The 26,740-nt window shown below is 62.4% G+C and carries 27 protein-coding genes and 1 pseudogene; 14 read left to right on the top strand and 14 right to left on the bottom strand.

Features of this window, described 5'->3' with window-relative positions; all coding sequences use genetic code 11:
* Positions 1 to 4: 4 nt before the first annotated feature.
* The 6 genes from glyA to C7I87_RS16420 all read right to left on the bottom strand — a co-directional run bounded on the left by glyA (position 5) and on the right by C7I87_RS16420 (position 7,088).
* The gene (gene glyA / locus C7I87_RS16395) at positions 5 to 1,318 is read right to left on the bottom strand and encodes a serine hydroxymethyltransferase (protein WP_015318249.1); all 1,314 of its coding nucleotides are present in this window, start codon (positions 1,316 to 1,318) and stop codon (positions 5 to 7) included.
* 179 nt (positions 1,319 to 1,497) lie between these two features.
* Positions 1,498 to 3,138 carry a Na+/H+ antiporter gene (locus tag C7I87_RS16400; protein WP_149905164.1) on the bottom strand — a complete coding sequence of 547 codons (1,641 nt, stop codon included), beginning with the start codon at positions 3,136 to 3,138 and terminating at the stop codon, positions 1,498 to 1,500.
* A gap of 133 nt (positions 3,139 to 3,271) precedes the next feature.
* Entirely contained in the window at positions 3,272 to 4,525 is a 1,254-nt protein-coding gene (locus tag C7I87_RS16405) for a L,D-transpeptidase family protein (protein ID WP_149905165.1), read from the bottom strand.
* A gap of 349 nt (positions 4,526 to 4,874) precedes the next feature.
* A complete protein-coding gene (ldtR, locus tag C7I87_RS16410) occupies positions 4,875 to 5,390 on the bottom strand; it encodes a transcriptional regulator LdtR (protein WP_149905166.1) in 516 nt (171 codons plus the stop codon).
* A 238-nt stretch (positions 5,391 to 5,628) separates the two neighbouring features.
* Entirely contained in the window at positions 5,629 to 6,051 is a 423-nt protein-coding gene (locus C7I87_RS16415) for a DUF6163 family protein (RefSeq protein WP_149905167.1), read from the bottom strand.
* Positions 6,048 to 7,088, bottom strand: a complete 1,041-nt coding sequence (locus tag C7I87_RS16420; protein ID WP_149905168.1) for an enoyl-CoA hydratase/isomerase family protein — start codon at positions 7,086 to 7,088, stop codon at positions 6,048 to 6,050. The genes C7I87_RS16415 and C7I87_RS16420 overlap by 4 nt, the downstream gene beginning before the upstream one ends.
* Before the next feature lie 187 nt (positions 7,089 to 7,275).
* Here C7I87_RS16420 and C7I87_RS16425 point away from each other — a divergent pair, with 187 nt between their 5' ends.
* The 4 genes and pseudogenes from C7I87_RS16425 to C7I87_RS16440 all read left to right on the top strand — a co-directional run bounded on the left by C7I87_RS16425 (position 7,276) and on the right by C7I87_RS16440 (position 10,605).
* Positions 7,276 to 8,097, top strand: a complete 822-nt coding sequence (locus C7I87_RS16425; protein WP_149905169.1) for a DUF2066 domain-containing protein — start codon at positions 7,276 to 7,278, stop codon at positions 8,095 to 8,097.
* Positions 8,098 to 8,208: 111 nt separating this feature from the next.
* Positions 8,209 to 9,240, top strand: a complete 1,032-nt coding sequence (gene hemB, locus C7I87_RS16430) for a porphobilinogen synthase (protein ID WP_149905170.1) — start codon at positions 8,209 to 8,211, stop codon at positions 9,238 to 9,240.
* 221 nt (positions 9,241 to 9,461) lie between these two features.
* Positions 9,462 to 9,776 (top strand): annotated as a pseudogene (locus C7I87_RS16435) (glyoxalase superfamily protein); the annotation flags it as partial.
* 181 nt (positions 9,777 to 9,957) lie between these two features.
* The gene (locus tag C7I87_RS16440) at positions 9,958 to 10,605 is read left to right on the top strand and encodes a dihydrofolate reductase family protein (RefSeq protein WP_149905171.1); all 648 of its coding nucleotides are present in this window, start codon (positions 9,958 to 9,960) and stop codon (positions 10,603 to 10,605) included.
* A 62-nt stretch (positions 10,606 to 10,667) separates the two neighbouring features.
* On the opposite strand, the gene ppk2 is transcribed toward C7I87_RS16440, so the two are convergent.
* Positions 10,668 to 11,588, bottom strand: a complete 921-nt coding sequence (gene ppk2 / locus C7I87_RS16445) for a polyphosphate kinase 2 (protein WP_149905172.1) — start codon at positions 11,586 to 11,588, stop codon at positions 10,668 to 10,670.
* A 283-nt stretch (positions 11,589 to 11,871) separates the two neighbouring features.
* On the opposite strand from ppk2, the gene C7I87_RS16450 reads away from it, so the two are divergent.
* Positions 11,872 to 12,915, top strand: coding sequence for an aldo/keto reductase (locus C7I87_RS16450; RefSeq protein ID WP_149905173.1), 1,044 nt, complete (start codon positions 11,872 to 11,874; stop codon positions 12,913 to 12,915).
* Between the two features lie 128 nt (positions 12,916 to 13,043).
* Here C7I87_RS16450 and C7I87_RS16455 read toward each other — a convergent pair whose 3' ends face one another.
* Complete coding sequence (locus C7I87_RS16455) at positions 13,044 to 14,015, bottom strand: glycosyl transferase family 90 (protein WP_149905174.1); 972 nt, start codon at positions 14,013 to 14,015, stop codon at positions 13,044 to 13,046.
* A gap of 152 nt (positions 14,016 to 14,167) precedes the next feature.
* Positions 14,168 to 15,139, bottom strand: coding sequence for a glycosyl transferase family 90 (locus tag C7I87_RS16460; RefSeq protein ID WP_149905175.1), 972 nt, complete (start codon positions 15,137 to 15,139; stop codon positions 14,168 to 14,170).
* 198 nt (positions 15,140 to 15,337) lie between these two features.
* Between C7I87_RS16460 and C7I87_RS16465 the strand changes: the two genes are divergently transcribed.
* Positions 15,338 to 15,484, top strand: coding sequence for a hypothetical protein (locus tag C7I87_RS16465; RefSeq protein ID WP_084637067.1), 147 nt, complete (start codon positions 15,338 to 15,340; stop codon positions 15,482 to 15,484).
* Positions 15,485 to 15,531: 47 nt separating this feature from the next.
* Here the strand turns inward: C7I87_RS16465 and C7I87_RS16470 are convergent, their stop codons facing one another.
* On the bottom strand, positions 15,532 to 15,765 hold the full coding sequence (locus C7I87_RS16470; protein WP_245458453.1) for a DUF982 domain-containing protein: 234 nt from the start codon (positions 15,763 to 15,765) through the stop codon (positions 15,532 to 15,534).
* Between the two features lie 129 nt (positions 15,766 to 15,894).
* On the bottom strand, positions 15,895 to 16,560 hold the full coding sequence (locus tag C7I87_RS16475) for a GntR family transcriptional regulator (RefSeq protein ID WP_149905176.1): 666 nt from the start codon (positions 16,558 to 16,560) through the stop codon (positions 15,895 to 15,897).
* A 115-nt stretch (positions 16,561 to 16,675) separates the two neighbouring features.
* On the opposite strand from C7I87_RS16475, the gene C7I87_RS16480 reads away from it, so the two are divergent.
* Both C7I87_RS16480 and C7I87_RS16485 read left to right on the top strand, forming a co-directional pair.
* The gene (locus C7I87_RS16480) at positions 16,676 to 17,929 is read left to right on the top strand and encodes a multidrug efflux MFS transporter (RefSeq protein WP_149905177.1); all 1,254 of its coding nucleotides are present in this window, start codon (positions 16,676 to 16,678) and stop codon (positions 17,927 to 17,929) included.
* Positions 17,930 to 17,967: 38 nt separating this feature from the next.
* On the top strand, positions 17,968 to 18,333 hold the full coding sequence (locus tag C7I87_RS16485; RefSeq protein WP_149905178.1) for a DUF423 domain-containing protein: 366 nt from the start codon (positions 17,968 to 17,970) through the stop codon (positions 18,331 to 18,333).
* Positions 18,334 to 18,348: 15 nt separating this feature from the next.
* Here the strand turns inward: C7I87_RS16485 and C7I87_RS35260 are convergent, their stop codons facing one another.
* Positions 18,349 to 18,498 carry a hypothetical protein gene (locus C7I87_RS35260; protein WP_188393866.1) on the bottom strand — a complete coding sequence of 50 codons (150 nt, stop codon included), beginning with the start codon at positions 18,496 to 18,498 and terminating at the stop codon, positions 18,349 to 18,351.
* A 143-nt stretch (positions 18,499 to 18,641) separates the two neighbouring features.
* On the bottom strand, positions 18,642 to 18,782 hold the full coding sequence (locus C7I87_RS35265; protein WP_188393867.1) for a hypothetical protein: 141 nt from the start codon (positions 18,780 to 18,782) through the stop codon (positions 18,642 to 18,644).
* Between the two features lie 165 nt (positions 18,783 to 18,947).
* Here C7I87_RS35265 and C7I87_RS16490 point away from each other — a divergent pair, with 165 nt between their 5' ends.
* Positions 18,948 to 20,024 (top strand): substrate-binding domain-containing protein, encoded by a 1,077-nt coding sequence (locus C7I87_RS16490; protein WP_149905179.1) that lies wholly within the window; start codon positions 18,948 to 18,950, stop codon positions 20,022 to 20,024.
* Positions 20,025 to 20,029: 5 nt separating this feature from the next.
* Here C7I87_RS16490 and C7I87_RS16495 read toward each other — a convergent pair whose 3' ends face one another.
* Positions 20,030 to 21,229, bottom strand: a complete 1,200-nt coding sequence (locus tag C7I87_RS16495; RefSeq protein ID WP_149905180.1) for an OpgC family protein — start codon at positions 21,227 to 21,229, stop codon at positions 20,030 to 20,032.
* 201 nt (positions 21,230 to 21,430) lie between these two features.
* Between C7I87_RS16495 and C7I87_RS16500 the strand changes: the two genes are divergently transcribed.
* From C7I87_RS16500 to C7I87_RS16520, 5 genes are all read left to right on the top strand, one after another.
* Complete coding sequence (locus C7I87_RS16500; protein WP_149905181.1) at positions 21,431 to 22,090, top strand: alpha/beta hydrolase; 660 nt, start codon at positions 21,431 to 21,433, stop codon at positions 22,088 to 22,090.
* A gap of 228 nt (positions 22,091 to 22,318) precedes the next feature.
* Positions 22,319 to 23,398, top strand: a complete 1,080-nt coding sequence (locus C7I87_RS16505) for a toxic anion resistance protein (RefSeq protein WP_149905182.1) — start codon at positions 22,319 to 22,321, stop codon at positions 23,396 to 23,398.
* Positions 23,399 to 23,409: 11 nt separating this feature from the next.
* Positions 23,410 to 24,981: a substrate-binding domain-containing protein gene (locus C7I87_RS16510; RefSeq protein ID WP_149905183.1), complete on the top strand. Its 1,572-nt coding sequence runs from the start codon at positions 23,410 to 23,412 to the stop codon at positions 24,979 to 24,981.
* Between the two features lie 11 nt (positions 24,982 to 24,992).
* Positions 24,993 to 25,607: a 5-bromo-4-chloroindolyl phosphate hydrolysis family protein gene (locus C7I87_RS16515; RefSeq protein WP_149905184.1), complete on the top strand. Its 615-nt coding sequence runs from the start codon at positions 24,993 to 24,995 to the stop codon at positions 25,605 to 25,607.
* Positions 25,607 to 26,716, top strand: coding sequence for a hypothetical protein (locus tag C7I87_RS16520; RefSeq protein ID WP_149905185.1), 1,110 nt, complete (start codon positions 25,607 to 25,609; stop codon positions 26,714 to 26,716). Before C7I87_RS16515 ends, C7I87_RS16520 begins: the two co-directional genes overlap by 1 nt.
* The last annotated feature ends 24 nt before the right edge of the window (positions 26,717 to 26,740 follow it).

Below are 26,740 nucleotides of genomic sequence, written 5' to 3' on the forward strand. Positions count from 1 at the left end.
ATGGTCAACCGAGATAGGGATAGAGCGGGAACCGATCGGTCAATGCAACGACCTTGGCCTTGACCGCCGCTTCGACCGCGGCATTGCCTTCGTCGGAATTGGCGACCTTGAGCCCATCCAGCACCTCGGCGATCAGCTTGCCGATTTCACGGAATTCGGCCTGGCCGAAGCCGCGCGTGGTGCCGGCCGGCGTGCCCAGCCGCACGCCCGAAGTGACGAAGGGCTTTTCCGGGTCGAAGGGGATGCCGTTCTTGTTGCAGGTGATGTTGGCGCGACCAAGTGCCGCCTCGGCGCGCTTGCCGGTGGCGTTCTTGGGCCTGAGGTCAACCAGCATAAGGTGGTTGTCGGTGCCGCCGGAGACAATGTCGAGTCCGGTCTCCTTGAGGCTGGAAGCCAGCGCCTTGGCATTTGCGGCGACGCTTTCGGCATAGACCTTGAAGCTCGGCTTCAGTGCTTCGCCGAAGGCCACCGCCTTGGCGGCGATGACATGCATCAGCGGGCCGCCCTGCAGACCGGGGAACACCGCCGAGTTCATCTTCTTGGCGATATCCTCGTCATTGCACAGGATCATGCCGCCGCGCGGGCCGCGCAGCGATTTGTGAGTGGTGGTCGTCACCACATGGGCGTGCGGCAGGGGCGAGGGATGCACGCCGCCGGCGACGAGGCCGGCGATGTGCGCCATGTCGACCATCAGATAGGCGCCGACCGCATCCGCGATCTCGCGAAAACGTTTCCAGTCCCAGATGCGCGAATAGGCGGTGCCGCCGGCCAGGATCAGCTTCGGCTTGGTCTCGTGCGCGGTCTTCTCGATGGCGTCCATGTCGAGCAGATGGTCGTCCTTGCGCACGCCATAGGAGACGACCTTGAACCATTTGCCGCTCATGTTGACCGGCGAGCCGTGGGTGAGATGGCCGCCGGAATTGAGGTCGAGACCCATGAAGGTGTCGCCGGGCTGCAGCAGCGCCAGGAATACCGCCTGGTTCATCTGGCTGCCGGAATTCGGCTGGACGTTGGCGAAGTTGCAGCCGAACAGCTTTTTCGCGCGCTCGATGGCCAGTTCCTCGGCCACGTCGACGAACTGGCAGCCGCCATAGTAGCGCTTGCCCGGATAGCCCTCGGCATATTTGTTGGTCATGATCGACCCCTGCGCTTCGAGCACGGCGCGCGAGACGATGTTTTCCGAGGCGATCAGCTCGATCTCGTGGCGCTGGCGACCGAGTTCGTTGCGAATGGCGCCGAAGATCTCCGGATCGGCATCTTCCAAGGTGGTTTCGAAGAAGGATTCGAATTTGTTGGACGCCGCCGCTGCTGTTGCCATGGCCTGAGTTCCCCTAGGGTTGGAAGGGCAAATTCGTGCATGCCGTCGTCCCAAACCACTGGACGGTCCGGGCGACATGCATTGCGTTCGCCGGGCCATTAACACAGTTGTTTTGGGCTCGCCACGTTTGCGGCGCGAAATTTGCTAGCCGGTTTGCGGCAAAGGATCGGGGCAGACCGCTATTTCCTGCCCCGCCGCTGCTTCAGCAGGGCCTCGGTCAAGGTGATTTCGGAAAACAGCGCGTGCATCGTGTGATCATTGATCTCACGGCTGCGGAACATGTCGCGCAGCGCAGCGCGCTCGGCTTCGATGCCCGCCGCCCTGAGTTCCAGTTCAAGTCTGCCGGCCTCGCGGGCCTCGGCGCGGGCCTCGTCTGCTTCGTCCGAAGCTGCGATGCGTCTACGGTAACCTGCCACGATGCTGTCGGCGACGGCCAGCCGGGCCTCGACCGCCTCGCCCTCGCCTGCCTCGTTGGCGATGCTCTCGATCCTGGCGATCGCCGCATTGGCGGCGCCGACACGCGCCCGGCGCTCCTCCGCCGCCGCCGGATCCTCGCCTGGCTCGACCAGTCCCCGCGCGATCCTGGGCAAGGCAAAGCTGGCAATGACGAGCGAGCAGATGATGACGCCGGCGGCAAGGAAGATCACCACATCGCGTGCAGGAAAGGGCGAGCCATCCTGCAAAGCCAGCGGCAATGACAGAATGCCCGCCAATGTGATGGCGCCGCGCACGCCGGCCACGGAGCCGGCGAGCCGGATGCGAAATCCGAACGGCGTGGCCTTGCGCTTGCCGAGACGCGCCGCGATCGCCTGGGCGATGTCGCCGACCCAGATCCACAGGAAGCGCAGGCCGATCAGACAAAGCGTCAGGACCAGCACCGTCGCCACCGGCTCGATCAGCCAATGCCGGCTGGACAATTCCGGTGGGACCTTGCGGATGATGTCGGGAAGCTGCAGGCCGAGCAAAATGAACAGAGCGCCGTTGAAGACGAAAGTGAGCGTCGCCCAGAGCGACAGGGTCTGCATGCGCGCCGACACGCCGAGGAAGCGGAATATACCGGTGGTCCCGGTCAGCAAGCCGGCGGTCACCGCCGCCAGGACACCCGAGGCGCCGAAGTGCTCGGCGCCGAGATAGGCGACGAAGGGCAGCAGGATCGTGATGAGCACCTGCGCCTCGGCCGGCACGCCGCCAATGCGGCTGAGCAGTTGCAGCGCCTTGGCGGCGGTGAACAGGGCCGCGACACCGGCCAGGATGCCGGCCGCGACGGCGTAGAGAAAGCTGAGCGAGGCTGCCGCCAGCGAGAAGCTGCCAGTCGATGCCGCCACCACCGCGAAGCGGAACATGACAAGGCCCGACGCGTCGTTGAGCAGCGACTCGCCCTCCAATATGTGCATCAGCCGGGACGGAACCACATTCCGGTCGACGATCGAGGACACCGCCACGGCGTCGGTCGGCGACAGCACGGCGGCCAGCGCGAAAGCGACGACGAGCGGAATGCTGGGCACCAGCCAGTGCAGCGCATAGCCGAAGCCGACAATGGTGAAGACGACGAGCCCGATGGCGAGATCGAGTATGGGTCCGCGCAGGGCGACGAGTTCGCGTTTCGGCGCCGTGAAGGCGTCACCGAACAGAAGCGGCGGGATGAACACCAGCAGGAAAAGTTCCGGATCGATCTCGACATCCAGACCTCTGACCGGCCAGGCAAGGGCCGCGCCGATGGCGATCTGCAGCACCGGCAGCGGCACCCGAACCAGCCGGACGAGCGCGCCCGACAGCGCCACGAAGACGAGCACGACGAGAATGAAGATGGCGACGCCCATGGCACGATTCCGCTGTTCGCCGACCATGGCCAATCGTCGGAGCTTCGTCCAGCCGGACGAGGAGCTGGATCTGACGGCGTCCGCAACAAAAAAGCCGCCCTGAGAGCGGCTTTTTTTCAAAAATGTCAGCCAGTTATAGAGAAGACGTGATCTGCAGTTCGCTGGCGCCGTCGAGCGCGTAGACGTCGTCGCGGAACTGGACGACGCCGGGTCCTGTCGACCAGGCCGAGAGATAGAGGAAATGCACCGGCACCGGGTTGGTGACCTGGATCGGCGTGTTCTGGCCGGTCTTGATGGCTGCCTCGAAATGCTGGCGATCCCAGCCGGGCGTGTCGCGCAGGATCCAGGTCACGAGATCGCGCACGTTCTGGACGCGCACGCAGCCCGAAGAATCGAAGCGCATCATCTTGCCGAACAGGCTCTGCTGCGGCGTGTCGTGCATGTAGACGCCGTCGGGGCTCGGGAAATTGATCTTGACCGACGCCATGGCGTTTTCCGAGCCGGGATCCTGGCGGAAGCGGAACTTGGCGGCGTCGTCCGTCGACCAGTCCACCGTCAACGGATCGACCTCGCTGCCATCGGGCGCGAACAGGCGGATATGGCTGTTCTTGAGATAGTCGGGGTCCTTCCGCATCAGCGGAATGATGTCCTTGCGCACGATCGAGACCGGTGCGTTCCAGTACGGATTGACGATGATCTCGTTGATCTTGGAATTGACAATCGGCGTCTGGCGATCGATCTTGCCGACGATAGCGGTGTGGCGAAGCACGACGCGGTCGTTCTCAACCGCTTCGACCTGCGCCGCCGGAATGTCGACCAGGACATAACGGCTGCCCAGCGTACCGGCCTTCTCCTTCAGCCGCTGCAGATTGGTCTGCAGCTGGCCAAGCCTGATCTGCGCCGACACGTTCATCGCGGCGTAGGTGTATTTGCCCATCGAGCCGTCAGCCGGGAGGCCATGGCGCAACTGGAAGCGCTTGACAGCCGAGTCGACATAGGAATCGAAAGCCGTCGAAATGCCGGCACTCTGCGACAGGTCGCCCGCCACCATCAGGCGCTTGCGCAGCGGCACCACGTCCGGATCGTCGACGCCGAGCTGAAGCTTCTTGGTCGCCGGAACGTCTGTCCAGCCGCCCTGCGAGACGATGTTCTGATACTGCGCGACCGCCTGCTCGGTGAAGGCGACCGTCTGCGGGCTGAAGATCGGCAGCGTCGAGGCCACCTTGCCGCCTTCGCTAGCGCGGGCGTCGAACTGGTCATCCCAGTTGCCGCGGGCCGAGGATTTCAGGATATCCCCGATCACATCCTGCGCATTGGCACGGCCGGCCACCACGGCGGCGGCGAGGGCAGAGGCTCCGGAAAGGAAAAAACGGCGGCTGGTTCTCATGGACATTCCAGACATTCTTGTAGCGTTCGATCACTTGCTGGGTCGATCATCGCGCGATCTCGCCCGCACTCTAAAATCGGCAATCTTAACAATTAGCCAACCATGGTCCGTATCACATTGGCGACAAAGGCAAGAGGCGCGACACGGTTGCGGGTGGACGCATGGTCTTCACCACAGCATCACTGCCATCCTCGGTTCCATTGGAATATGGCGGCAACGTGGCCTTGGCCCGTAATTTGCTTTGGCCGGGCGCAAGAAAGAAAAGACCGGTGCTTTTCGGCACCGGCCCTGACTGGAGGTCGCTGTTTCGGCCACGCTTCTGCGGCGTGGCTCCGTCTCCTGGATGGTCTTACATCCGGTAGGCGATCGTGTCGTTCCAGAAGCGGTCGAGCCGCTGCAGGGCGCGGTTCATCTGCTTGAACTCGTCGGTGTTGATGCCGCCGACCTGTTCGATCGAGCCGACATGACGCTCATAGAGACCGGCGACCACATCAGCCACTTCATTGCCTTTCGGCGTCAACGAGACGCGGACCGAACGGCGGTCGATGCGCGAGCGCTGGTGGTTGATGAAGCCGAGATCGACCAGCTTCTTCAGATTGTAGGAGACGTTGGAGCCGAGATAGTAGCCACGCGAACGCAGCTCGCCGGCGGTCAGTTCGGAATTGCCGATGTTGAAGAGCAGCAGCGCCTGGATGGCATTGATGTCGGAACGGCCGTTGCGGTCGAATTCGTCCTTGATGACATCAAGCAGACGGCGGTGCAGCCGCTCGACCAGCTGCAGCGATTCCATGTACAGGGAACGGATAGCCTCGCGGCGATCGTCGGAAACGTTGGCGGACTTCGCCGCCGGACGCGAATTGATCATTGTCTTTGCCTCTCGTTTGTCGCCCTGGTGATTTTTTGTTTTTCACCTTGATCGCGACACTATCGAATACTCATAAAATTCGACTTAAACGCTAGGGCTAACAAGAGCTTACCGGTAAGAGGTTTCGTAAGACGCTTAACGAACGGTCACCCGAGCAAGGATGATTAACCTAAAGATTTAGGCAACGATCGCGGGACCGGATCCAAGCGGTCGCCATGTCGTCAACGCGCACAAGGGCTTAGTGCCGTGCCGGTCGTTTCTGCAGGTAGATGACGACGCGAAAGACGATATAGAGCAGCGCCACGCAGGCGTGCGAGACGATGATCAGCAGATGATAGCCGAAAAGCTGGGGAAAGCCGGCATACATGACCGTCTCGGTGACCGCGCATATGAACCAGATCACCGGCCCCCAGGACGCCAGCATCCACAACCCCGCGGCAGCGAAGGGAAAGAACACGGCGAGCATCACCGCCGCCACCTGCCAATGCACCGGCATAAGGTCGAAGCGCCACAGCGAGCCCGGATAGAATCCGATCAGCTTGATCCAGTACAGGATGCCGAACAGCAGGCAGTAGCCCGCGATGACGCGCTGGAACCAGGCGAAGATCACCTCGACCGCCGAGGGCTGCAGGACGACGCGTCTCGATGTCACCTCGCTCACAGCTCAAGCTCCCGATCGCCGAGCGGAGAAAAATAGGCCTCGACGTCCGCCTCGCTGACCGCATCGATCTTAGCCGGCCGCCATTGCGGCTTGGATCCCTTGTCGATGATGGCGGCGCGGATACCTTCGTAGAAATCGCGGCCGGCCAGCATGCGGTTCAGGATGCGGAACTCCATCCTCATGCAGTTGTCCATCGACAATGTCTGCCCGGCGCTGATCTGGCGCCAGGCGACCCGAAGGCTGGTCGGCGAGCGCAAGCGGATCGTCGCCAGCGTCCTGGCCGCGAATTCGTCCTTGCCCGCGCGATCCAGGCTGTCGATGAGATCCGGCAGCGACGGTTGGGCGAAATGGCGGGCGATCGCCTCCAGGATCGGCCTGTCGGTTTCCCGCTTGGCCGGAACAAAGAAACCGCGCAGCACCGATTCAGGATCGCCCGTCAGCGCCAGCCGATCGAGGACGCTTGCCTGGTCTTCGGCCTTGATGGTGTGGGTGGCCAGCCCCGACCACAGCGCATCGCCATAGCGGATGCGATTCCCTGTCAGCGCCAGATACATGCCGAAGGAGCCGCCAAGGTCGGGCAGCAGATGACTGGCGCCGACATCGGGGAAAAAGCCGATGCCGACCTCCGGCATGGCGAACTGGGCATTCTCGGTCATCACGCGGTGCGAACCGTGGAAGGAAATGCCGACCCCACCGCCCATGACGATGCCATCGATGAGCGCCACATAGGGTTTCTTGAAACGGGCGATGTAGGCGTTGAGCCGATACTCGTCGGCGAAGAATTCGACCGGCGGCTTTCCGGCCCGGCCAGCTTCGTAGATGTGCAGGATATCGCCTCCGGCCGAAAACGCCCTGCCCTCGCCCTTGACGACGACGACATCCACGCCGTCGTCGCGCTCCCAGGAACGCAGCGCCTTGTCCAGCGCCTTGACCATGCGATGGGTGACGGCATTGAGCGCCTGCGGCCGCGTCAGCGTGACGACGCCGGCCCTGCCCAACCGTTCGAAGCGAATTTCGTCGCCTCCACCAAAATCCATCGCCAGAGAATCCTTGTCCCCGCGCCTGCGGGACTGAAGTGCTAAAGGCGGCGCATGGGTGCGTCAATGGCAGCAGCCTGTCGGCCGCGGTCTTGGCGGCAAGCGGTGGCCGATGCTACGAAGACCGTCGCCGCTGCAGGCGACGTGCCTATACCGCGCGCGGGACGGCTTCCGGGGAGGCTCAGCCATGTCCAGATTTCTTCGTATCGCGCTTCTGACGGTCGGACTTATGATCGCCTGCCTGGCACCGTGCGCTGCATTCGCCGCCACGATCGAAGAGCTCTACCAGGCGCAGACCATCGTCACGGGCCAGGGCGAAGTGAACCGCCAGATAGGCTTCAAGGACTGCCTGGACCGGGTTCTGGTCAGGGTTTCAGGCGATCAGCGATTGCTTGGGAAACCAGAAATGGCGGAACTGCGCGACAAGGCCGGCAGCTTTGTCGACAGCTTTCGCTACCGCGACCGGCTGGAGGGCATTCCAATTCATGACGAGCAAGGCACGCATGACCGGCCGCATGACCTCACCTGCCTCTATAAGCCTGATGTGATCGACAAGGTGCTGGCGTCGCTCGGCAGCAGGCCCTGGCTTGGCGAACGGCCGACGCTCGCCGTCTTTCTCACCATCGAACAGGGCGCCCGGCGTTTCGTGCTGAGCGCCGAGGAAAAGCGTGGCGAGACGATGCGCGAATCCTTCGTCAATGCCAGCGGCCCGATACTGATACATGTCGTATTTCCGAAGACCGCGCAGCTTGCCGGCTTGAGTGAAGAAGCACTGCGTGCCGCCGACATGGCAAGGCTGGATCGGCTGGCTAAACAGGCCGGTGGCGTCCAAGCGCTCGCCGGCAGCATCCTATGGAGCGACAGGGAGCTAGGCTGGATCGCCGATTGGCGACTGGCCGATCACGGCAAGACCTATCGTTGGCAGGTGCGTGGCGTCAGTTTCGACGAAGCGTTCCGTGTGGCCATCAAAGGCGCGGCACAGATCCTTTCGGGCAATGGGCAGCCCTGACCAATAGCCGTGGTATACAGCGCCGTGGCAGCTTCAGACGCTGGCACAAACGTGTCGCATTGGTCAGCACCAAGGGCTCGTGGTAAAAGCCGCCGATCCGGAGTTTTGGCCATGAACAAATTCACCCCAGCAAAACCTGCCGGCGCGCGCAGCGTCGACGACGTCACCGGCAGCCGCCGCCTGCGCCGCATGCGCAAGGCCGACTGGTCGCGCCGGCTCGTGCAGGAGAACAGGCTTTCGGTCGACGACCTAATCTGGCCGATCTTCGTCGTCGAGGGCAAGAATGTCCGCGAACCGATCGCCGCCATGCCCGGCGTCTTCCGCCTGTCGGTCGACCTTGCCGTCAAGGAGGCCGAACGCGCGGCCAAGCTCGGTATCCCGGCTCTTGCCACCTTCCCCAATGTCGATCTCGGCCTGCGCGACCAGACCGGCTCGCACATCCTCGACCCGGACAATGTCATCAACCGTGCCACCCGCGCGATAAAGGAGGCGGTGCCCGAGATCGGCATCATCACCGACGCGGCGCTGGACCCATTCACCAGCCATGGCCATGACGGCATCCTGCGCGATGGCATCATCGTCAACGACGAAACCGTGGAACAGGTTGCGGCGGCGGCCGTCATCCAGGCTGCCGCGGGCGCCGACATCATCGCGCCGTCCGACATGATGGACGGCCGTATCGGTGCCATCCGCGACGCGCTCGACGCCAACGGTTTCCAGGACGTAGCGATCATGTCCTACGCCACGAAATTCGCCTCGGCCTTCTACGGCCCCTATCGCGAGGCGGTCGGCACCGCCGGGCTGCTCAAAGGCGACAAGAAGACCTACTATATCGACCACGCCAATTCTGACGAGGCGGTGCGCGAGGCCGAACAGGACATCGCCGAGGGCGCCGACATGCTGATGGTCAAGCCCGGCCTGCCCTATCTCGACATCATCCGTCGGCTGAAGGACGAATTCCAGATGCCGACTTTCGCCTATCAGGTGTCGGGCGAATATTCGATGATCAAGGCGGCCGGCGCCAATGGTTGGATAGATGGCGAGAAGGCGATGCTGGAATCGCTGCTCGCCTTCAAGCGTGCCGGCTGCGATGGCATCCTGACCTATTTCGCGCCCGAAGTGGCGGTGATGCTGAAGGGATAGGCCCGACTTCCCGGGCAATGCCTTTCAGTAGGTGTCACCACTCTTTCGACCGGTCGGCGGTTCCTTCGAATTCCCGGTGACAAAAAGCGGCGGCGGCAGTTATCATAGCCGCACGGCCGGAGGCGGCCGGCAGTCCGCGCCTCGCCCAAGAGGTATGGCGAACGCCTCCAGAGGAGGCTTCCTGACCCGTTTCACCGTCGGGCGAAGGCGACCTCGCCAAGGCGCACGAATTCTATCTCGGCTACCTCGGCTTCGCCGTGGACTGGGAGCACCGCTACGGCGACAACTTCCCGCTTTATACACAGGTCTCGCGCGGCAACCTTGTCCTGCACCTGTCCGAACATGTCGGCGACGCGACGCCAGGCAGCAATATGGTCATCTACATGAAGGGCATCCGCGACTTCCACAAGGAACTCGCGAGCAAGGGCTACCGCTACATGAATCCCGGCATGGAAGATGAGGACGGGCTGCTGACGGTCGAGGTCATCGACCCGTTCAGCAACCACATCCGCTTCATGGAAACCACCGGCGACTGACTGATGATCGGGCGGCCGTCGACACGGCCGCCCGTCAAACTCCCGGTAAAACGATCCGGTATCGTCTTGCGGCAATATCTGGCAGGAGCCTTCGTCTTCCTTGAAATCCCAGTTGTATTTCGCAATCTGCTTGTTAAAATAAACTGCTTGCGAAACAAAATCAGCTATCAAGGAACATCCCGTGTCCAAATTGCGTGTCAACGCATTCACCCTGTCGCTCGACGGCTATGGCGCCGGTCCCGATCAGGATCTGCAAAATCCGCTCGGCATCGGCGGACAATCCCTGCACAAATGGGTAGTCGGCACCCGCACCTTCCGCAAAATGGTGCTCGGGGCAGAGGGCGGCACCACCGATATCAACGAGGCGTTCGCGGCACGCAGCTTCGAGAACCTCGGCGCCTGGATCCTGGGCCGCAACATGTTCGGCCCGATCCGTGGCGAATGGCCTGACGACAACTGGAAGGGCTGGTGGGGTGACAACCCGCCCTATCATGTGCCTGTTTTCGTGCTGACCCATCACAAGCGGGCATCCCTGACGATGGAAGGCGGCACGACCTTCCATTTCGTTACCGACGGGATCCATTCGACGCTCGAGCAGGCGAAATCGGCAGCCGGCGGCAAGGACGTGCGGGTCGGCGGCGGCGTCTCCACCATTCGGCAATATCTGCAGGAAAAACTGATCGACGAGATGCACCTAGCGATCTCACCGGTGCTGCTTGGCAGGGGCGAGAACCTTTTTGCCGGCCTCGACATGCCAAAGCTTGGCTATCAGTGCATCGAGCAGGTGGCAACTGAACTTGCCACGCACGTGATCATCAAGAGGGCTTAGGCGAAGCCCTTGGCATAGCTCCTTTCTCCCCGTCACTATACGGGGAGAAGGGAACCTCTATTTCAATACTTCTCCGGCACGTAAAGCTCGCGCGGCAGGACCTGGCGTTCATATTCGGGGTTGAAGACGCGTTCCGGCAGGGTGATCTCCTCGTGCGGCACGTCTTCGTACGGCAACTGCTTCAGCAGATGATCGATGCAGTTCAGCCGCGCGCGCTTCTTGTCGTTGCCCTCGACGATGAACCAGGGCGCCTCGGGGATATTGGTGCGGGCGAAGGTCTCCTCCTTGGCCTTGGTGTATTGTTCCCAGCGCACACGTGACTGCAGATCCATCGGCGACAGCTTCCACTGTTTCATCGGGTCGTGGATGCGCATCAGGAAGCGCATCTGCTGTTCCTCGTCGGTGATCGAGAACCAGTATTTGACCACGGTGATGCCCGAGCGCACCAGCATGCGCTCGAACTCCGGCACGTCATGGAAGAACTCCTCGACCTGCTCGGCGCTGGCAAAACCCATCACGCGCTCGACGCCGGAGCGGTTGTACCAGGAGCGGTCGAGCAACACGATCTCGCCGCCTGCCGGCAAATGCGGGACATAGCGCTGGAAATACCATTGCGACTTCTCGCGTTCGGTTGGCGCTGGAAGCGCCACGACGCGGCAGATACGCGGATTGAGCCGCTGGGTGATGCGCTTGATGACGCCGCCCTTGCCGGCGGAGTCACGGCCCTCGAAAATCACCACCAGTTTCTTCTTGTGATAGGCGACCCAGGATTGCAACTTGATCAGTTCGGACTGCAAGGTGATCAGGTCGCGAAAATACTGCATGCGATCGATCGAAGGCGGATGCGAGTTCTTGTAGATCTTGGCGATCTCCATCGACAGCGCCGGCTCCGACAATTCGAGCTCATAATCTTCGTCGAGCGTGTCCGCGAGTTCGGCTTCAAGCCAGTCCTTGGCAGGGGAATTCTGTTTTAGCTCGGTCATATCAACTGCTCCGCTTGCAAGCCCTGTCGGTTACCTCTGGGCGCCCCAAATTGCTGGCCGGCGGCCGGGAATGGAAACACCTGAGCCGACTTCAATATAGGCCGGCAGTGACGGTTTTATTGCAGTGAGGGCGCGATTGCCGGCACGACAGAATCAGCGATCTATCCTCGATCCAACGCCATCGCATGGCGACAAGCCGACCGAATTGTCCTACAAATATCCGGTCGCATTCCAGGCCTGCCCCTTGGCGGCGCGCCTCTTCAACAAATCGTGAGGATCTGACATGGAATACCGCACCCTTGGCCGTTCGGGCCTCAAGGTTTCGACACTGACGCTGGGCACCATGACCTTCGGCGGCGCCGGGCCCTTTGCCGCGGTCGGCAACAGCGATCTCGCCGACGCGAAGCGGATGATCGACATGTGCATCGACGCCGGCATCAACCTCATCGACACCGCAAATGTCTATTCGAACGGCCTGTCTGAAGAGATCATAGGCGAAGCGCTCGGCGGCAAACGCAAGAACGATGTGCTGATCGCGTCCAAGGCGCGGATGCGGATCGGCAAGGGCCCGAACGACGAGGGCCTGTCGCGGTATCATCTGATCCGCGAATGCGAGAGAAGCCTGAAGCGGTTGAAAACCGATGTCATCGATATCTATTTCGTCCACGAGTGGGACGGCCTCACCCCGATCGAGGAAACCATTGCCGCGCTCGACACTTTGGTCAGTCAGGGCAAGGTGCGCTACATCGGCTGCTCCAACTATTCCGGCTGGCAGGTGATGAAGGCGCTTTCCATCAGCGATAGCCGTCACCAGCAACGCTTCGTCACCCAGCAGATCCACTATACGCTGGAAGCGCGCGAGGCCGAGTACGAGCTGCTGCCGATCTCCGTCGACCAGGGACTGGGCGTGCTGGTCTGGAGCCCGCTTGCCGGCGGCCTGCTGTCGGGCAAATACCGCCGCGACAGCCCAACCGCCCGCCAGCTTGCCGGCTGGTCCGAGCCGCCGATCCGCGACGAGGACCGGCTCTGGCGGATCGTCGATGTGCTGGTCGACATCGGCGGGGATCGTGGTGTATCGGCGGCGCAAGTGGCCCTTGCCTGGCTGCTCGGCCGCCCTGCCGTCTCCTCGCTGGTGATCGGCGCCCGCAATGACGTCCAGCTGAAGGACAATCTCGCGGCCGCCGCCCTGGAACTCGGCAGCGAGGAACGCCAGCGCCTCGACGCGGTCAGCCGGCCGCCCCTGCTCTACCCCTACTGGCACCAGCAACTGACGGCGAAGGATCGCTTCGGCCCCGCCGACATGGTTCTCGACCGCAGCGATATCTGATCAGCGGCGTCAGGCCGAGAGCAAGAGTTGGAGCGGTTCAGCGTTTGATAGAATCTCTGACCCGCTCCAACTTCTTTTTCCACGCAATTCCGGACGGAAAACCGCTGTGCACTTTTCCTGGAATTGCTCTAGCTCCCGATGAACCGCCAGAGTTCGGGATCGGGTTCGATCTGGCCGCTGAGCACGAAATATTTGTAGAGGACTAGCAGGGAGATTACCTGCTCGTCCCGTTCATTGGAAAATTTGCGGCAATAGGCATTGGCTGCGGCGATGATGCGCTCCGCCGCGGCCGGATGCTGCTCGAAGTAACCTACCTTTTCACGGAGATCGGAGAAGTCCGGGTCGAGCGGCGCATAATGGACACCGGCCTCTAGCTGGCTCTCGCCGAACCATGTCTCGTAGGTCGGCGGCGGCATCAGACAGAGCGAGTTGGAATTCATGATCCATTTGAGGTTGGTCGCCACGTCATTGCCCTCCAACGAGACGATGTAGCGATAGCGCAGGTGCTGGCTGATGCTCAGGAAGGGCTTGCTGTACTCAACCGGCGCATTGCGCTTGTGCGAACCGACGTCGCAGAACGGCAAGTCGCGCGCGACATCCAGGAACCGTGTCCTGATCGGATTGTTGAGGTCGCCGCGCCAGATCACGACCGGTCGTTTGTCGGCGAAGGCGAAGGCGTCGACGGGCATGTGGAAGTGGCGAAACTTGTTGAACTTCATGACGACAGCGTTGCCGTTGTCGGCGCGGATCGGCCGGTCCTTGACGAGCGTCGGCAGCTCGGGCACGCCTTTGACGTCGCCGAACTTCAGGTCGATAAGCAATGACGGATCGAAATAGCGGGCAAATTCCTTCAGGTCGTAATAGTACATGCTTGGTTCAAAAGGCATCTTGTCGATGCGCACCGCATCCGGGCCCGGCGTAAAAGCGGCCTGCAACTTGTTGTAGTGATTCAGCCGCCGGCGCACCGCCTCGTCCGAGAGCCTCGCCTGCTCCAGGCGGCCCGCCAACCGTCGTCGGAAGATAGCTTGGGGTGCGATATCGCGCATGACGTTTCGCGCGTAGTAAAAGACCCTTGCCGTCGTCCGTTTTATGGTGGCCATCGTTCTTTAGATCAGAGATAAACGCGGTTAAACAAATGATGGCCGGGATGGTTCCGTGGCATGATTGCGCATCATTGGGCCATGCATTCCGGCAGTGTTCGAACGCGTGGCTACCCGTCGCGATAAGGCGCACAGGGCGGCGTGGAAAGCAACTAGCCCGTTATGTAGCGCCATACCTCGGCGTCAGGTTTGATCTGGCCCGAGAGCACGAAATACTTGTAGAGCACCAGCAGGGAGATCGCCTGCTCGGTCCGCTCGTCGTCGAATGTCCGGCAATAGGCGTTCGCGGTGGCGATGATGCGCTCTGCCTTCGCCGGATTCCGCTCGAAATAGGCCACATGGTCCGCAAGATTCGAGAAATCCGTCTCGAGCGGCACATAATGCACATTGGCTTCGAGCTGCCGCTCCGCAAACCATGTCTCATAAGTCGGTGGCGGCATCATGCAGAGCGACTTCGAATTCATGATCCATTTGAGATTCGTCGCCACGTCATTGCCTTCGAGCGAGACGATGTAGCGGTAGCGCTGGTGCTGGCTGATACTGAGAAAAGGCTTGGCGTATTCCGCCGGCGCGTTCGGCTTGTGCGAGCCGGCATCGCAGAACGGCAGGTCGCGCACGGCCTTGAGGAATCTTGTCCTGATCGGATTGTTAAGATCGCCGCGCCAGACGACGATCGGCAGCTTGTCGGCGAACGAGATGGCGTCAGCCGGCATCTGGAAGTGACGAAACTTGTCGAGCTTCATGATGATCGCGTTCTCGTCATCGTCAAGGATCGGCCGATCCTTGACAATCGCCGGCACCTTCGGCACCCGCCTGACGTCGCCGAATTCGAGGTCGATGAGCAAATCCGGATCGAAGTAGCGGGCGAATTCCTTCAGGTCGTAATAATACATGGTCGGAGTGAAGGGCAGCTTGCTGATGCGCTTGGCATTGGCGCTTGGCGCGAAATCTTGCTGCAACTTGTTGTAGTAATTCAAGCGCTGGCGCGCCGCCTCACCGGAAAGCCTGGCCCTTTCGAGACGGCCGGCCAACCTGGCGCGAAACAGCGCTTGCGGAGCGACATCGCGCGCGACGTTTCTCGCATAATAGAAAACTCTTGCTGCGGTCCGCGAAATTGTGGCCATCGGTCACTTGATCAAAACAAACAGGCAGGTCTCAATTCATTGGCGCCCCGCGTTTCCTACATCATTGTGGCGCCCATCTGGCAAGCCCCGCATCTGTTCGACATCAGCACCGAGGCATTGTCGCTTCGGCTGTTGTGTTTGACGGCTAATGCTCTTAGGCAGGTTCAGGGCCGCAAGGCAGTGACAAAAGGAGCCGATATGGCGCGAGCACCAAACTACGATCAGGAACGCAAGGAGCGCGACCGCCAGAAAGCAGCCAAGAAGGCTGAAAAGCTGGCGGCCAAGGTTGCCGCGCGCGAACGTTCGAAGCCTGAGACCGAGACAGAGACCGAAACCGAGGAGTAACGGCATGCGGGCCGTGCCTCCATCCGAATTGTCGGTGCCAGCCTATGTCAGGCTGGCGCCTTGTCGCTGATGAAAACATCCACCTCTCGCGCCGCGGCGATGAAAGCGCGTCGGGCATTCATCGCCGGCTTGTCGCCGGCGAGTGCGTCGTGGCAGGCCTGCAGCGCCGCACGATGCTTGGCGCTGCGCTTGCCGGGCCAGCTGTTGAGAAGGTAATCGGAAGCCTCCCTTGCCGAACGCAAGAGCTGAGTGCTTCCCGCCGTGACGGATTTGACGGTCACGGGCGTTTCAAACCGATTGTTTTCCATCGCCGCTCTTACGCCATCGGCTTGCTTGAAGCGAGGCCGAAAGTGCGCTTCACCCCAGAGGCCGCCTCTTTTTCCGGCGAGCGTTGCCGCGCAGAGACCGCACTAGGCAGCGACGACGGCAAATCCCCTGGCGCGAAGGCCACGTCGGTCGTTGGCAAGCGACGTCACCAGCCGGTCACGGCTGCCGACGATGTGGGCCGACAGTAGCCGCGCGGCTTCATCGGCCTGACCAAGGCGTGTTGCCGCAAGGATGGCGCGATGTTCGAGCCAGGCGCGGCCAAGGGCCGTTTCGTCACGCACTTCCAGCCAGCGGGCGCGCGACAGGCGCGTCATGGCGTCACGAACCGCCCGGAACAGGAATTCGTTGCCAGAGAGCCGCGCCAGTTCGATGTGAAAATCCATGCCGACACGATGCCATTCCTCGCGCGGCGTGTTTTCGTCGCACGAATCAAGCATCGCCTCAATGACATCGACAACACTCTTGTCGGCTTGCCCGCATGTCAGCCGCAGCGCCGCGACCTCGACCGCCTCGCGATAGACCGCGATCTGCTCGAGCTCGGCCAGGTTGATGGGCGAGACCGTCCAGCCGCGCCCATCCCTGCCGACCAGGCCCTCGGTCTCCAGCCGCAGAAGTGCTGCCCTGACGGGCGTGCGCGAGGCGCCGAAACGGCTTTCGATCCAGCGTTCGGTCAGCCGCTCCCCCGGCCCGATCTCGAGCGCCAGGATCATCTCGCGAAGCTGCCGTTCGACATTCTGCATCTGCGACATCGCGCGTCCTTTCCGAAGCCACATTGACAGCGGCCGGCTTGAAGTTCATGACGGATACCAGTTTGGTATCCCAAAATGGTATCCGCAACAAGCGCCGATACCGGGCAGGCAGGACATGACGCAGGAAGACACGCGGCAAAGCGGCTACAACATCCACTGGCGGCGCAATCTCGCGGTCTGCTTCGCGGGCTCGTTCAGCACGCTCGTCGCCATGACCCTGCTGCTGCCCTTCCTGCCGCTCTATGTCGAACAGCTCGGTGCACAGGGTCACGCCGCCATCGTACAATGGTCCGGCATCGCCTATGGCGCCACCTTCTTCGCCGCGGCAATGGTCGCGCCGCTGTGGGGACGCCTGGGCGACCGCTACGGCCGCAAGGTGATGCTGGTACGCGCCTCCTTCGGCATGGCGATCTGCATGTCGCTGACAGGCATGGTCGAGACGGTCTGGCAACTGGTCCTGCTGCGCCTGCTGATCGGCTTCGCCGGTGGCTACTCCTCGGGTTCAACCATATTGGTGGCCATGCAGACGCCGAAGGAGCGCTCCGGCTGGGCGCTTGGCGTCCTGTCGGCGGGGATTACGGCGGGCTCGCTGGTCGGGCCCCTGCTCGGCGGCGTGCTGCCGCCGGTAATCGGCATTCGCGCCACCTTCCTCCTGTCGGGCGGCGTGATCTTTCTCGCTTTCCTGGCGACCACCTTCCTCATCAAGGAGAGCCCGCGTCCCAAGCCAGCCAAAGCCGCATCGACGGCAAAGCCGAAAAGCGGCTGGTCGCAGATCCCGGACAAGCGCCCGGTCGTGGCCATGCTGACCACCGGAATGCTGCTCGCCTTCGCCACAATGTCGATCGAGCCGATCATCACCGTCTATGTGCAACAGCTCATCGAGGACCAGGGCCGGGTGACGCTCGTCGCCGGCGTTGTGATGTCGGCGGCGGCACTCGGCACCATCCTGTCGGCATCCTGGGTCGGCAAGCTTGCAGACCGGATCGGGCACTGGAACGTTGTCGTGGGAGCGCTGGCCGTTTCGGCGCTGCTGCTCATCCCGCAGGCTTTTGTCACCAACAGCTGGCAGCTTATCGGCCTGCGTTTCCTGATGGGCCTGGCGCTGGGCGGCCTCCTGCCCTGCATCACCAGTGTAATCAGGCACAACATTCCCGACGGCGTTGGCGGCAACGTGCTTGGCCTGGCGATCTCGGCGCAGTATGTCGGGCAGGTCGCGGGACCGCTGGCCGGCGGTTTTGTCGGCGGCCATTTCGGCATGCCGGCGGTGTTTCTCGGCACGTCGGTGCTGATGGCGCTCGGCGCCGTCTACAACTGGATTGTCCAGTCGCGGCGGACGCGGCATATGGCGCTGGAAGCGGGCAAGCCTTGAGGCTCGCCCGACCGGCAAGAAGAAGGAGCACGCCGACCATGAACCTTGCCGATCCAAACGGCAGCCGTCTCTTCGTATTTGCCGGCGGTCTCGTCGGCGCGGCGGGCGTGGCGCTGTCGGCAGCGGCCGCGCACCGTGGCGGCGCCTTCACCGGCACGGCCGCGTCGTTCCTCCTGATGCATGCGCCGGTCTTTCTTGCCATTGGCCTTGTCGGCGCGAACCGCTGGCTGCGCATCGCAAGCCTCGTTCTGCTCGCCGGGCTGTTGCTCTTCGCGGGTGATCTTCTCGCCCGCGATTTCTGGGGATCGAGGCTGTTTCCGATGTCGGCGCCGATCGGCGGCACCCTGCTCATTGCAGGCTGGCTCGCGATAGCGATCTCGGCCGTGGCGCGTCCACGACCCTGAAGTGATTGCTCCGGGTCAATCCCGGCGGCGTTCCCGGCGGATCCAAAGGTCGCGATTGCGCGCGGCGGGTTTTGCCCGCCGCCGCGCCTCCGGCCGTTCGGTGGCCGGCGCGATACCCCAGTAGTTGCGATAGATGTCTTCGAACAGATGTTTGATGGGATGCATGACTCATCCTCCTTGCACTTGAATCGATCCAATCATTGGAGTAGTTGCGATAGATGTCTTCGAACAGATGTTTGATGGGATGCATGACTCATCCTCCTTGCACTTGAATCGATCCAATCATTGGACGCAAAAAAGCCGGTTGATCAGCTCCGCTTGCGCACCACCAGGAAGCGAAGGTCGCGAATCCATGGGCCTGTTTCACCACGACGCCTGGCTTTGGCGGCCGAGCCGATATTCCAGTCGTTGCGATAGATGTCGTCGTAGAGATAGTTGACGGGATGCATGGCGCTCCTCCCTCTGGCTAATCAAGCAGAACATGCCTGCAACTTGGATCGATTCAAACATAGAACCCCGGCTGTCGCAGGTCAAGCAAAATTTGAATCGATCCAAACAAAATGCTAGATGCTGCTCGGGAACGTGCTAAATGCATGTCAGGAGGCATTGCGCAAATGGCGTCACTCACCTCAGGCAATCGACGACCCGTCCGACTGGCGGATATCGCAAAGGCCGCCGGTGTTTCGCACGGCACCGCGTCCAATGTGTTCAGCCGCCCCGAGATCGTGCGCGAGGAAGTCCGCGAACGGGTTCGCGCTGCCGCCGAGGCGATGGGGTATGGCGGGCCCGACCCAAAGGGCCGGCTGCTGCGGGCCGGCAAGGTCAACGCCATTGGCGTCGCCACCGCCGAGCCCCTCTCCTACTTCTTCGACGATCCGTTTGCGCGCGTCATGATGGCCGGCATCTCACAGGCCTGCGATGCGACGGGAGCCGGCATCTCCCTGGTTTCGGCCGCCAACAACGAGCAGCTTGCGTGGAACATCCAGAGCGCCCTGGTCGACGGGTTCATCGTGTTCTGCATCGAAGGCGGCTCACGCCTGGTGGAGTTGGCACGCGAGCGTAAGCTGCCCTTCGTCGCGCTCGACCTCGATTCCGAGGACGGGTCGGTCGCCGCGATCGGTGTCGACAACATCGCCGGCGCCGGCATGGCGGCCCGCCATCTCACCGATCTCGGACATCGCCGCTTTGCCGTCCTGGCGCTGCCCTTTGCCGACGACAGGACGGGCCTTGTTTCGGCTGAACAGGTCCGGGCCGCAACCTATGCAGGGACGCGCGACCGCCTCACCGGCTATCTCCGGGAGCTTTCGCGGGTTGGCGTCGACACATCCAAAGTGCCCGTCTATGAGACCGCCAACGACGTGGCGAGCACGAAGGCGGGGCTCGAAACCATCTTCGCCTCCGACGCGCCGCCCACGGCGATCCTGGCCATGTCGGACAGAATAGCCCTGGTGGCGCTCGAATGGCTGAGCGCACGCGGGCTGAACGTGCCTGACGATGTTTCCATCGTCGGGTTCGACGGTGTTCCGGAAGCAGCGGTGTCCGAGCCGCCATTGACCACGATCGCCCAGCCGATTGCCGAGATGGGCCGCCTTGCCGTCAGGGCGATCCTGGAGAGCGACGGGCCGGTCAGCCGGCACCAACTGCCGGTCGAACTAATCGTGCGGAGCTCGTCGGGTCCGCCCCGCGGCTGAACCGCCTATCGATTGGCTCTTGCCACGGTAGAGAGGCCGAAAGGCGCACGAACCGGTGCGGTATCCTTTTGGGCCGAACGGGCCTTGCCCGAGCCGCCGATGGTCGATAGCCATTCGAGATAGAAGGCGAGCGCGAACTGCATGGCGATGCCGGCCGATATCAGCAGGCTATCATAGACGAACCCGCCCGGATTGATCAGCTTCATGACCTGCGCGACCATGGCGATCACCGTGCCCGCAATAAAGACTGGCAGCGATCGTTTGCCCAATATCGCCAGCGGATGGTCGGGGCTGGTGCGGAACAGGCTGGAGAGCGCCGGCAGGGCGACGACGAGGTAGCTGACCGCAAGGATGTGCAACAGCCGCGGCAGCGACAGGAAGGTCTTGTCGAAGCCGCCGATCACCACCGGCAGGTTGAACCACGTTATCTGTCCCCAGAGCGGGCTATGCACCCACACCAGCGCCGCCAGCACATAGGCCGCGGCCGCGCCGACAAGCCAGCGGTTGACCGGAATGACACCGCCGCGCCTGACATGCAGCATGGTGGCAAGGCCGATGTTGAACAGGAACTGCCAGGAGAGTGGATTGAGGAACCAGAAGCCCGGCTCGGGATAATTGGGCGGCGCGATCTGCCAGATTCCGGCAACGAGCCACAGCGTGCCCGATACGACAAGCGCCGCGACGGGCCTGTAGCTGACGAACAGGACGAAGGCCGGCGCCATCAAAAGCAGCGCTGCATAGACCGGCAGGATGTTGTTGTAGCCGAGCTGGTGGCCGAGCGTGACGATGCCGACCAGCACTTGCGGCGTGTTCTTCATCAGCGGCTCGATATTGATGAGCTTCAGCAGTTCCGGCCGCTTGGCAAACACCGCCACGGCGCAGAACAGGGCCATCACCACCATGGTCGTGACGATATGGGCGACGTAGAGCACGCCCGCCCGCCGCCACATCTTCAACGTCGCCAGTAGCCGGCCTCCCGGCCGGAATTTCGTGCCGTAGGCGAGCGCGACCGAGATGCCGGAAATCAGCACGAACGCTTCGGCCGCATCCGAAAACCCGAAATTCTTGTAGGTCAGGGCCTCGAAAACCGTGCCCGGCACATGGTCGATGAAGATCGTGAGCAGGGCCAGTGCGCGCAGCACATCGATACGCGTATCGCGTTCCAAGATACGCAAATCGCGATCTGGCGAAACAGGGGTAGTCATCGACAAAAGGCCTCAAAGCTGGTTGTTCATGTCCAGCAATGCGACCCCCGACGCACCGCTTCGATTCCTCCCACAGGGAGTATATCGACGCAGAAACGGGCTGGAATGCGCCTGGTTCAATCAACTTTCGCGGAGCATGAAAATATTGCGTTTTGAAGCCGGCAAATTGAGCGGAACCTCATATAATCAACGGGATGCGATATGACCGGCGCCAATATCGAAAATGGCCCGTTGACACTGGATCTGGCCTTTCCTTATCGTCTCCTCGGCGCCGGCAAAGGGCGCCGTGAATGCCTGTTCCTGCTGCATGGATCGGGTGTCGACGAGACAAGCATGGTGCCGCTGGCGAAGCGCATTGCACCCGACGCCGTCCTGATTGCGGTGCGTGGCCGCATCGCGCAGGAGGACGGTTTTCGCTGGTTCGAGCGAATCACCCCGACCACTTTCGAGCAGACAAGCATCCACTCGGAGACAGCTGCCTTCGCGGCATTCGCGAGCAAAGCCGCCGGGCGCCATGGGCTTGATCTCGATCACGCAACATTCCTCGGCTATTCGAACGGCGCCAATCTGGTTTCGAGCCTGATGCTGCTCCATCCCGGCATTGTCCGCAGGGCGGCGCTGTTGAGGGCAATGCCGGTGCTCGACAAGGTCCCGGCGACGGACCTTGCGGGAACACGGACGCTCATCATTGCCGGAGCCGCCGACGAGACCTATGGGCCTTTCGCGCCGGCGCTGGTGACGCTGCTCAGCCGGCACGGCACAGAGATAGACGCCCGGATTGTACCATCGGGCCACGAAATCGGCGACCCGGACGCCGCCATCGTCAGGTACTGGCTGGCGGGATCGGGCGTCGTGACGTAGGCAGACCGGCCTCTTTGCCGGAAGGCGCAAACCTCTACGTCCTGTTCCCTGCTTGCTCGCGCCGGCCCGTATCGCTGCAAGCGGCAGCCGGATAGGATACACCGGTTGCTCGGGTCGGGACGCAGCGATTCACCAACAAAACGGCCCGGCTCTTCCATTGTCCACAGCGGCGACATATCACTGTTACAGATTGGCTATCGAGATACTGTTCACTGAGGGGACGTGTGCATGGCCGACAAGAACAGCATCACTCTGCTCGACGACACTTCGACATTGCCGGCAATCGTTGCCGATCCGTCCGACATCGCCAGAATCGAAAGTACGATCGACGTCAGGGACCGTGCCGGCATTTCGGTCTATGGCGACCGCGCCCAGCAGGCCGTCAGCGACTATGCCGACAAGATCCTGGGCCAGTTGCGCAACCGCGATCTCGGCGACACCGGTGATCTCCTGACCGACATCATCATGAAGGCCAAAAATCTCGATCCGGCCTCGCTGAAGGACCAGGGTTTTCTCAGCGGCCTGTTCTCTTCGTTCAAGGCGCGGCTCGAACGCTTCAAGGAAAAATACGAGGACGTAGCGGGACAGATCGACCGCATCGGTCTCGAACTCGACCGCCACAAGGACACGCTGCGCCGCGATATTGCCGTGCTCGACGACCTGCATGAGCAGACAAAGGATTCCATTCTCAAGCTTGATGCCTATGTTCAGGCCGGCAAGAAATTCGTCGACGACTATCGCGCCAACGATTTGCCAAAGCTGAAGGCAGCGGCCGATTCGGCCGGCGGCGATGTCGGCGGCACGCTGGAGGCGCAGACCTATCAAGACGCGGTACAGGCGCTCGATCGGCTGGAAAAGCGCGTCTTCTACCTGGTGCAGGCGCGCCAGCTCGGTATCCAGCAATTGCCGCAGATCCGCATCGTCCAGTCCGGCGACGAGACGCTGATCGAGAATTTGCAGGCGACATCGGCGCTGACCGTGCCTGCCTGGAAGCAGAAGATGGTCATTCTGCTTGGCCTGACCAACCAGAAGTCGGCGCTCGAACTGCAAAAGACGGTGACCGACGCCACCAACGAGATGATCCGCCAGACCTCCAAGATGATGAAGGATCAGGCGATCTCGATCGAAGAGCAGGCGCAGCGTGGCATCGTCGATGTCGAAACGCTGGCGCAGGCCAATCGCGACCTCATCGACACGGTGCAAGGCGTCCTGAAGGTCCAGCAGGAGGGCCGCCAGAAGCGGGCCGACGCCGAAAAGCAGATGGACCAGATGACGATCAATCTGAAGAAAGCGTTGACCCAGGCCTGATCGGAACCGCCATGCCGAAGACGCTGACGTCCGTTCTGCTGCTCGCCTTCACGGTGCTGCTAGCGGCCTGCAATTCGAGCCATGTGAAATTCTCGATCGTCTCCGGTTCCGAAAACACGGTGCTGGAGCCGATCGCTCAGGAATTCTGCACCAAGCAGGGCGCGACCTGCACTATTTCCTATCAGGGCTCGCTCGACATCGGCCTTGGCCTGCAGAAGCCCGGCGGTCTCGACCAGGACGCGGTCTGGCCGGCATCGAGCGTCTGGGTCGACCTGTTCGATACCGGCCGCAAGGTGCGCAACCTGACCTCGATCGCGCAGATGCCGGTCATTCTGGGCGTGCGCAAATCCAAGGCCGTCGAACTCGGCTGGGTCGGCAAACCAGTGTTCATGAAGGACATCCTGGCCGCGGTGAAGGACGGCAAGCTCAAATTCCTGATGACCTCGGCGACGCAGTCCAATTCCGGCGCCAGCGCCTACCTTGCCATGCTGTCCAGCGCGCTTGGCGGCAAGGAAGTGATCGAGCCCGGCGATCTCGACAATCCGAGCGTGCGCGATACGGTCGGCACGCTGCTGCAAGGTGTCGAGCGCTCGTCAGGCTCGTCGGGCTGGCTCGCCGACCTCTATGTCGACAGCGCCGGCAAGGGCACCGTCTATGACGCGATGTGGAACTACGAAGCGACGCTGAAGGAGACCAACGACAAGCTCAAGCAAATGGGCAACGAGCCGCTCTATGCCATCTATCCGGCCGACGGCGTCGCCGTCGGCGACTCGCCGCTCGGCTTCATCGACCACGGGCGCGGCGCCGATGTCGAGAAATTCTTCACCGACCTGCTCGCCTATCTGCAGACCGACGCGGTGCGCAAGCGCATTGCCGATACCGGCCGGCGGCTGCCGCTCGGCGGCGCGGCCATCCAGGCGACCGCCGAGCCGGATTGGAACTTCGATCCAAGCAAGCTGGTGACGTCGATCCGCATGCCGGAGCCCGCGGTGATCCGCAAGGCGCTCGACCTCTACCAGGAGGCGCTGCGCAAGCCGTCGCTGACGGCGCTGTGCTTCGACTTCTCCGGTTCGATGGAGGACAAGGGGGAGCAACAGTTGCAGGCGGCGGCGCAATTCCTGTTCACGCCGGAAAAGGCGAGCGAAGTGCTGGTGCAGTGGACGCCGTCCGATCGCATCTTCGTGCTGCCTTTCGACGCCGTCGTGCGCGACACATTTCAGGCAAGCGGCGACGCAGCGGGCCAGAGTGAGTTGCTGGCGGACGTTGCCCAGCAGCGCGCCGGCGGCGGCACCGACATGTACGCCTGCGCCGACCAGGCCCTGCAGAAGATCGTCGCCACGGCGGATCTTTCGAAATACCTGCCGGCCATCGTCATCATGACTGACGGCCGCACCGATGGCGGCGCTGACCTGTTTCTCGCTCACTGGCGCGACGCCCCCGTGCACGTGCCGGTCTTCGGCGTCACCTTCGGCGATGCGGATAAGAGCCAGCTCGATAGCCTCGCAAAGGCGACCTCGGCGCGGGTCTTCGACGGCAGCGGCGACCTGGCCGGCGCCTTCCGCGCCGCGCGCGGCTACAATTAGAGCCTGCCGGGATGCGTGGCTTCGGCAATGACTGGAACTGGATCGTGGCAGGCGCCGTCTCGGCGGCGCTGCTCCTTGGGCTGAGCTTCTACACCCATTTCCCGTTTCTGGTGTCGGCGATCATCGCCGCCCTTGTCTTTGCCGGGCTGGTGTTCGTTCTGGCGCCGCGCCAGCTGTTCGAAGGGCTCGATCTCAGCTCGATAAGCGGCAGCCGCGTCGCGTTCGCGCGCGAACTGCTGGCGCAGGCGCAGCCGGCCGCGGACCGGCTTTCCGCAGCGGCCGGATCGATCGCCGACAAGGACATGAAGGCCAAGGTGAAGAACCTGTCCGACATCGCCGCCGACGTGATTTCCAAAGTCGAGACGAAACCGGAAACCGCGCCCTCGGTGCGGCGTTTCCTCACCTACTACGTGCCGCAGGCGGCGGAAGTGGCGGAAGGTTATGCGACGCTGGCCAACCGGCGCGCGCCGAGCCAGGCAAGGCTTGCCAATGTCGGCGCGGTGATCACCAAACTGCAGGATGCTTTCGCGCATTACGCCGACAGCCTGGCCGATAGCGAACTCGGCACGCTCGACGTCGACCTGCGACTCATTCAGGAGTCGCTGAAAGAGGATATCGGACGCTGATGGCCATTTCGCGCCGCGCTTTCGGACTGGGTCTGCTGGGCGCCGCCGCTGCCGGCACCGGCGGCTATCTGACGCTGAAGGATCGTCCCGAGTTCCGTGGCTATCTCGGCAACAGGGCGCATCTGTTCGGTTTCATCGGCGGCGAGAAGCAGGCTTTCCTCGCCGATCCCGATGTCGTTCATGCGCTCGGTGGCTATGGGCTTGAGCTTGACGCACGTGTCGCCGGTTCGGTGGAGATGGTACGCGAGCCGGCACTGCTTACCCAGAAGCCGCAATTCCTGTGGCCCTCCTCGTCGATCATGGTCGACCTTGCGCGCAAAAATGGCGTCTCGATCCGCAACGACCAGGTGGTGCTGAACTCGCCGATCGTCGTCTACACCTGGGGGCCGGTGGTCGAAGGGTTGAAGAAAAGCGCCCTGGTCACGGTCGCCGCCAAGGGCGGTTACAACCAGCTCGACCTCAAGGCCTTGCTCGATGCCATCCTGGCCGGCAAGAACTGGTCCGACCTCGGCATCGACGAACTTTACGGCCGGGCGCGCATCGTCTCGACCGATCCCGACCGATCCAATTCCGGTTTCATGTTCGCGGGCCTGGTGCTCAGCCTGATGAGCGGCGATGTGGCGACGCAGGAACTGCTTGCCCAGCATGGCGACCAAGCCAAGGCGATCTTCCGCGGCATGGGCCTGAAGTCGTCATCATCGGGAAAACTGTTCGACCAATATATCGCCGGTGGTCTGGGCGCCGAGCCGATGGTGGTGGGTTATGAGAACCAGCTGGTGGAATGGGCGCTCGCCGATCCCGCACGCTGGCAAAGGGTCCAGGCCGGCATGGGCGCCAAGCCCGAGATCCTCTACCCCAGGCCCACGGTCTACTCGGCACATCCGCTGATTGTCATCGATCCGTCGGTCGACGGGTTGCTGGAAGCGCTGACCAGCCCGAAGCTGCAGGAACTAGCCTGGTCGAAACACGGATTCCGCGGGCCGCTCGGCACCGTCACCGGCGGCGCCGATGCCGCGATCGCCGGTGTGCGGCCGGCGGAAATCGAAGCGGTGCTGCCGATGCCGTCAGCCGACGTGATGCTGGCTTTGCTTGCCCAGTTGGAAGGCTGAGCACGCGTCGAACCGAGTTCGACT

Origin of the sequence: Mesorhizobium sp. SARCC-RB16n, assembly GCF_008520305.1 — a bacterium.
Taxonomy (GTDB): Bacteria; Pseudomonadota; Alphaproteobacteria; order Rhizobiales; family Rhizobiaceae; genus Mesorhizobium.

Excerpts from the sequence above, each read along its gene's own strand:
- ldtR (WP_149905166.1), bottom strand. The coding sequence starts at position 5,390 with ATGATCAATTCGCGTCCGGCGGCGAAGTCCGCCAACGTTTCCGACGAT.
- C7I87_RS16455 (WP_149905174.1), bottom strand. The coding sequence starts at position 14,015 with ATGGCCACCATAAAACGGACGACGGCAAGGGTCTTTTACTACGCGCGA.
- C7I87_RS16450 (WP_149905173.1), top strand. The coding sequence starts at position 11,872 with ATGGAATACCGCACCCTTGGCCGTTCGGGCCTCAAGGTTTCGACACTG.
- C7I87_RS16460 (WP_149905175.1), bottom strand. The coding sequence starts at position 15,139 with ATGGCCACAATTTCGCGGACCGCAGCAAGAGTTTTCTATTATGCGAGA.
- C7I87_RS35265 (WP_188393867.1), bottom strand. The coding sequence starts at position 18,782 with ATGCATCCCGTCAACTATCTCTACGACGACATCTATCGCAACGACTGG.
- C7I87_RS16515 (WP_149905184.1), top strand. The coding sequence starts at position 24,993 with ATGCGTGGCTTCGGCAATGACTGGAACTGGATCGTGGCAGGCGCCGTC.
- C7I87_RS16405 (WP_149905165.1), bottom strand. The coding sequence starts at position 4,525 with ATGAGAACCAGCCGCCGTTTTTTCCTTTCCGGAGCCTCTGCCCTCGCC.
- C7I87_RS16480 (WP_149905177.1), top strand. The coding sequence starts at position 16,676 with ATGACGCAGGAAGACACGCGGCAAAGCGGCTACAACATCCACTGGCGG.
- C7I87_RS16495 (WP_149905180.1), bottom strand. The coding sequence starts at position 21,229 with ATGACTACCCCTGTTTCGCCAGATCGCGATTTGCGTATCTTGGAACGC.
- C7I87_RS16500 (WP_149905181.1), top strand. The coding sequence starts at position 21,431 with ATGACCGGCGCCAATATCGAAAATGGCCCGTTGACACTGGATCTGGCC.
- C7I87_RS16490 (WP_149905179.1), top strand. The coding sequence starts at position 18,948 with ATGGCGTCACTCACCTCAGGCAATCGACGACCCGTCCGACTGGCGGAT.
- C7I87_RS16420 (WP_149905168.1), bottom strand. The coding sequence starts at position 7,088 with ATGGATTTTGGTGGAGGCGACGAAATTCGCTTCGAACGGTTGGGCAGG.
- C7I87_RS16465 (WP_084637067.1), top strand. The coding sequence starts at position 15,338 with ATGGCGCGAGCACCAAACTACGATCAGGAACGCAAGGAGCGCGACCGC.
- C7I87_RS16510 (WP_149905183.1), top strand. The coding sequence starts at position 23,410 with ATGCCGAAGACGCTGACGTCCGTTCTGCTGCTCGCCTTCACGGTGCTG.
- C7I87_RS16505 (WP_149905182.1), top strand. The coding sequence starts at position 22,319 with ATGGCCGACAAGAACAGCATCACTCTGCTCGACGACACTTCGACATTG.
- C7I87_RS16485 (WP_149905178.1), top strand. The coding sequence starts at position 17,968 with ATGAACCTTGCCGATCCAAACGGCAGCCGTCTCTTCGTATTTGCCGGC.
- glyA (WP_015318249.1), bottom strand. The coding sequence starts at position 1,318 with ATGGCAACAGCAGCGGCGGCGTCCAACAAATTCGAATCCTTCTTCGAA.
- hemB (WP_149905170.1), top strand. The coding sequence starts at position 8,209 with ATGAACAAATTCACCCCAGCAAAACCTGCCGGCGCGCGCAGCGTCGAC.
- C7I87_RS16425 (WP_149905169.1), top strand. The coding sequence starts at position 7,276 with ATGTCCAGATTTCTTCGTATCGCGCTTCTGACGGTCGGACTTATGATC.
- C7I87_RS16520 (WP_149905185.1), top strand. The coding sequence starts at position 25,607 with ATGGCCATTTCGCGCCGCGCTTTCGGACTGGGTCTGCTGGGCGCCGCC.
- C7I87_RS35260 (WP_188393866.1), bottom strand. The coding sequence starts at position 18,498 with ATGCATCCCATCAAACATCTGTTCGAAGACATCTATCGCAACTACTGG.
- ppk2 (WP_149905172.1), bottom strand. The coding sequence starts at position 11,588 with ATGACCGAGCTAAAACAGAATTCCCCTGCCAAGGACTGGCTTGAAGCC.
- C7I87_RS16475 (WP_149905176.1), bottom strand. The coding sequence starts at position 16,560 with ATGTCGCAGATGCAGAATGTCGAACGGCAGCTTCGCGAGATGATCCTG.
- C7I87_RS16400 (WP_149905164.1), bottom strand. The coding sequence starts at position 3,138 with ATGGGCGTCGCCATCTTCATTCTCGTCGTGCTCGTCTTCGTGGCGCTG.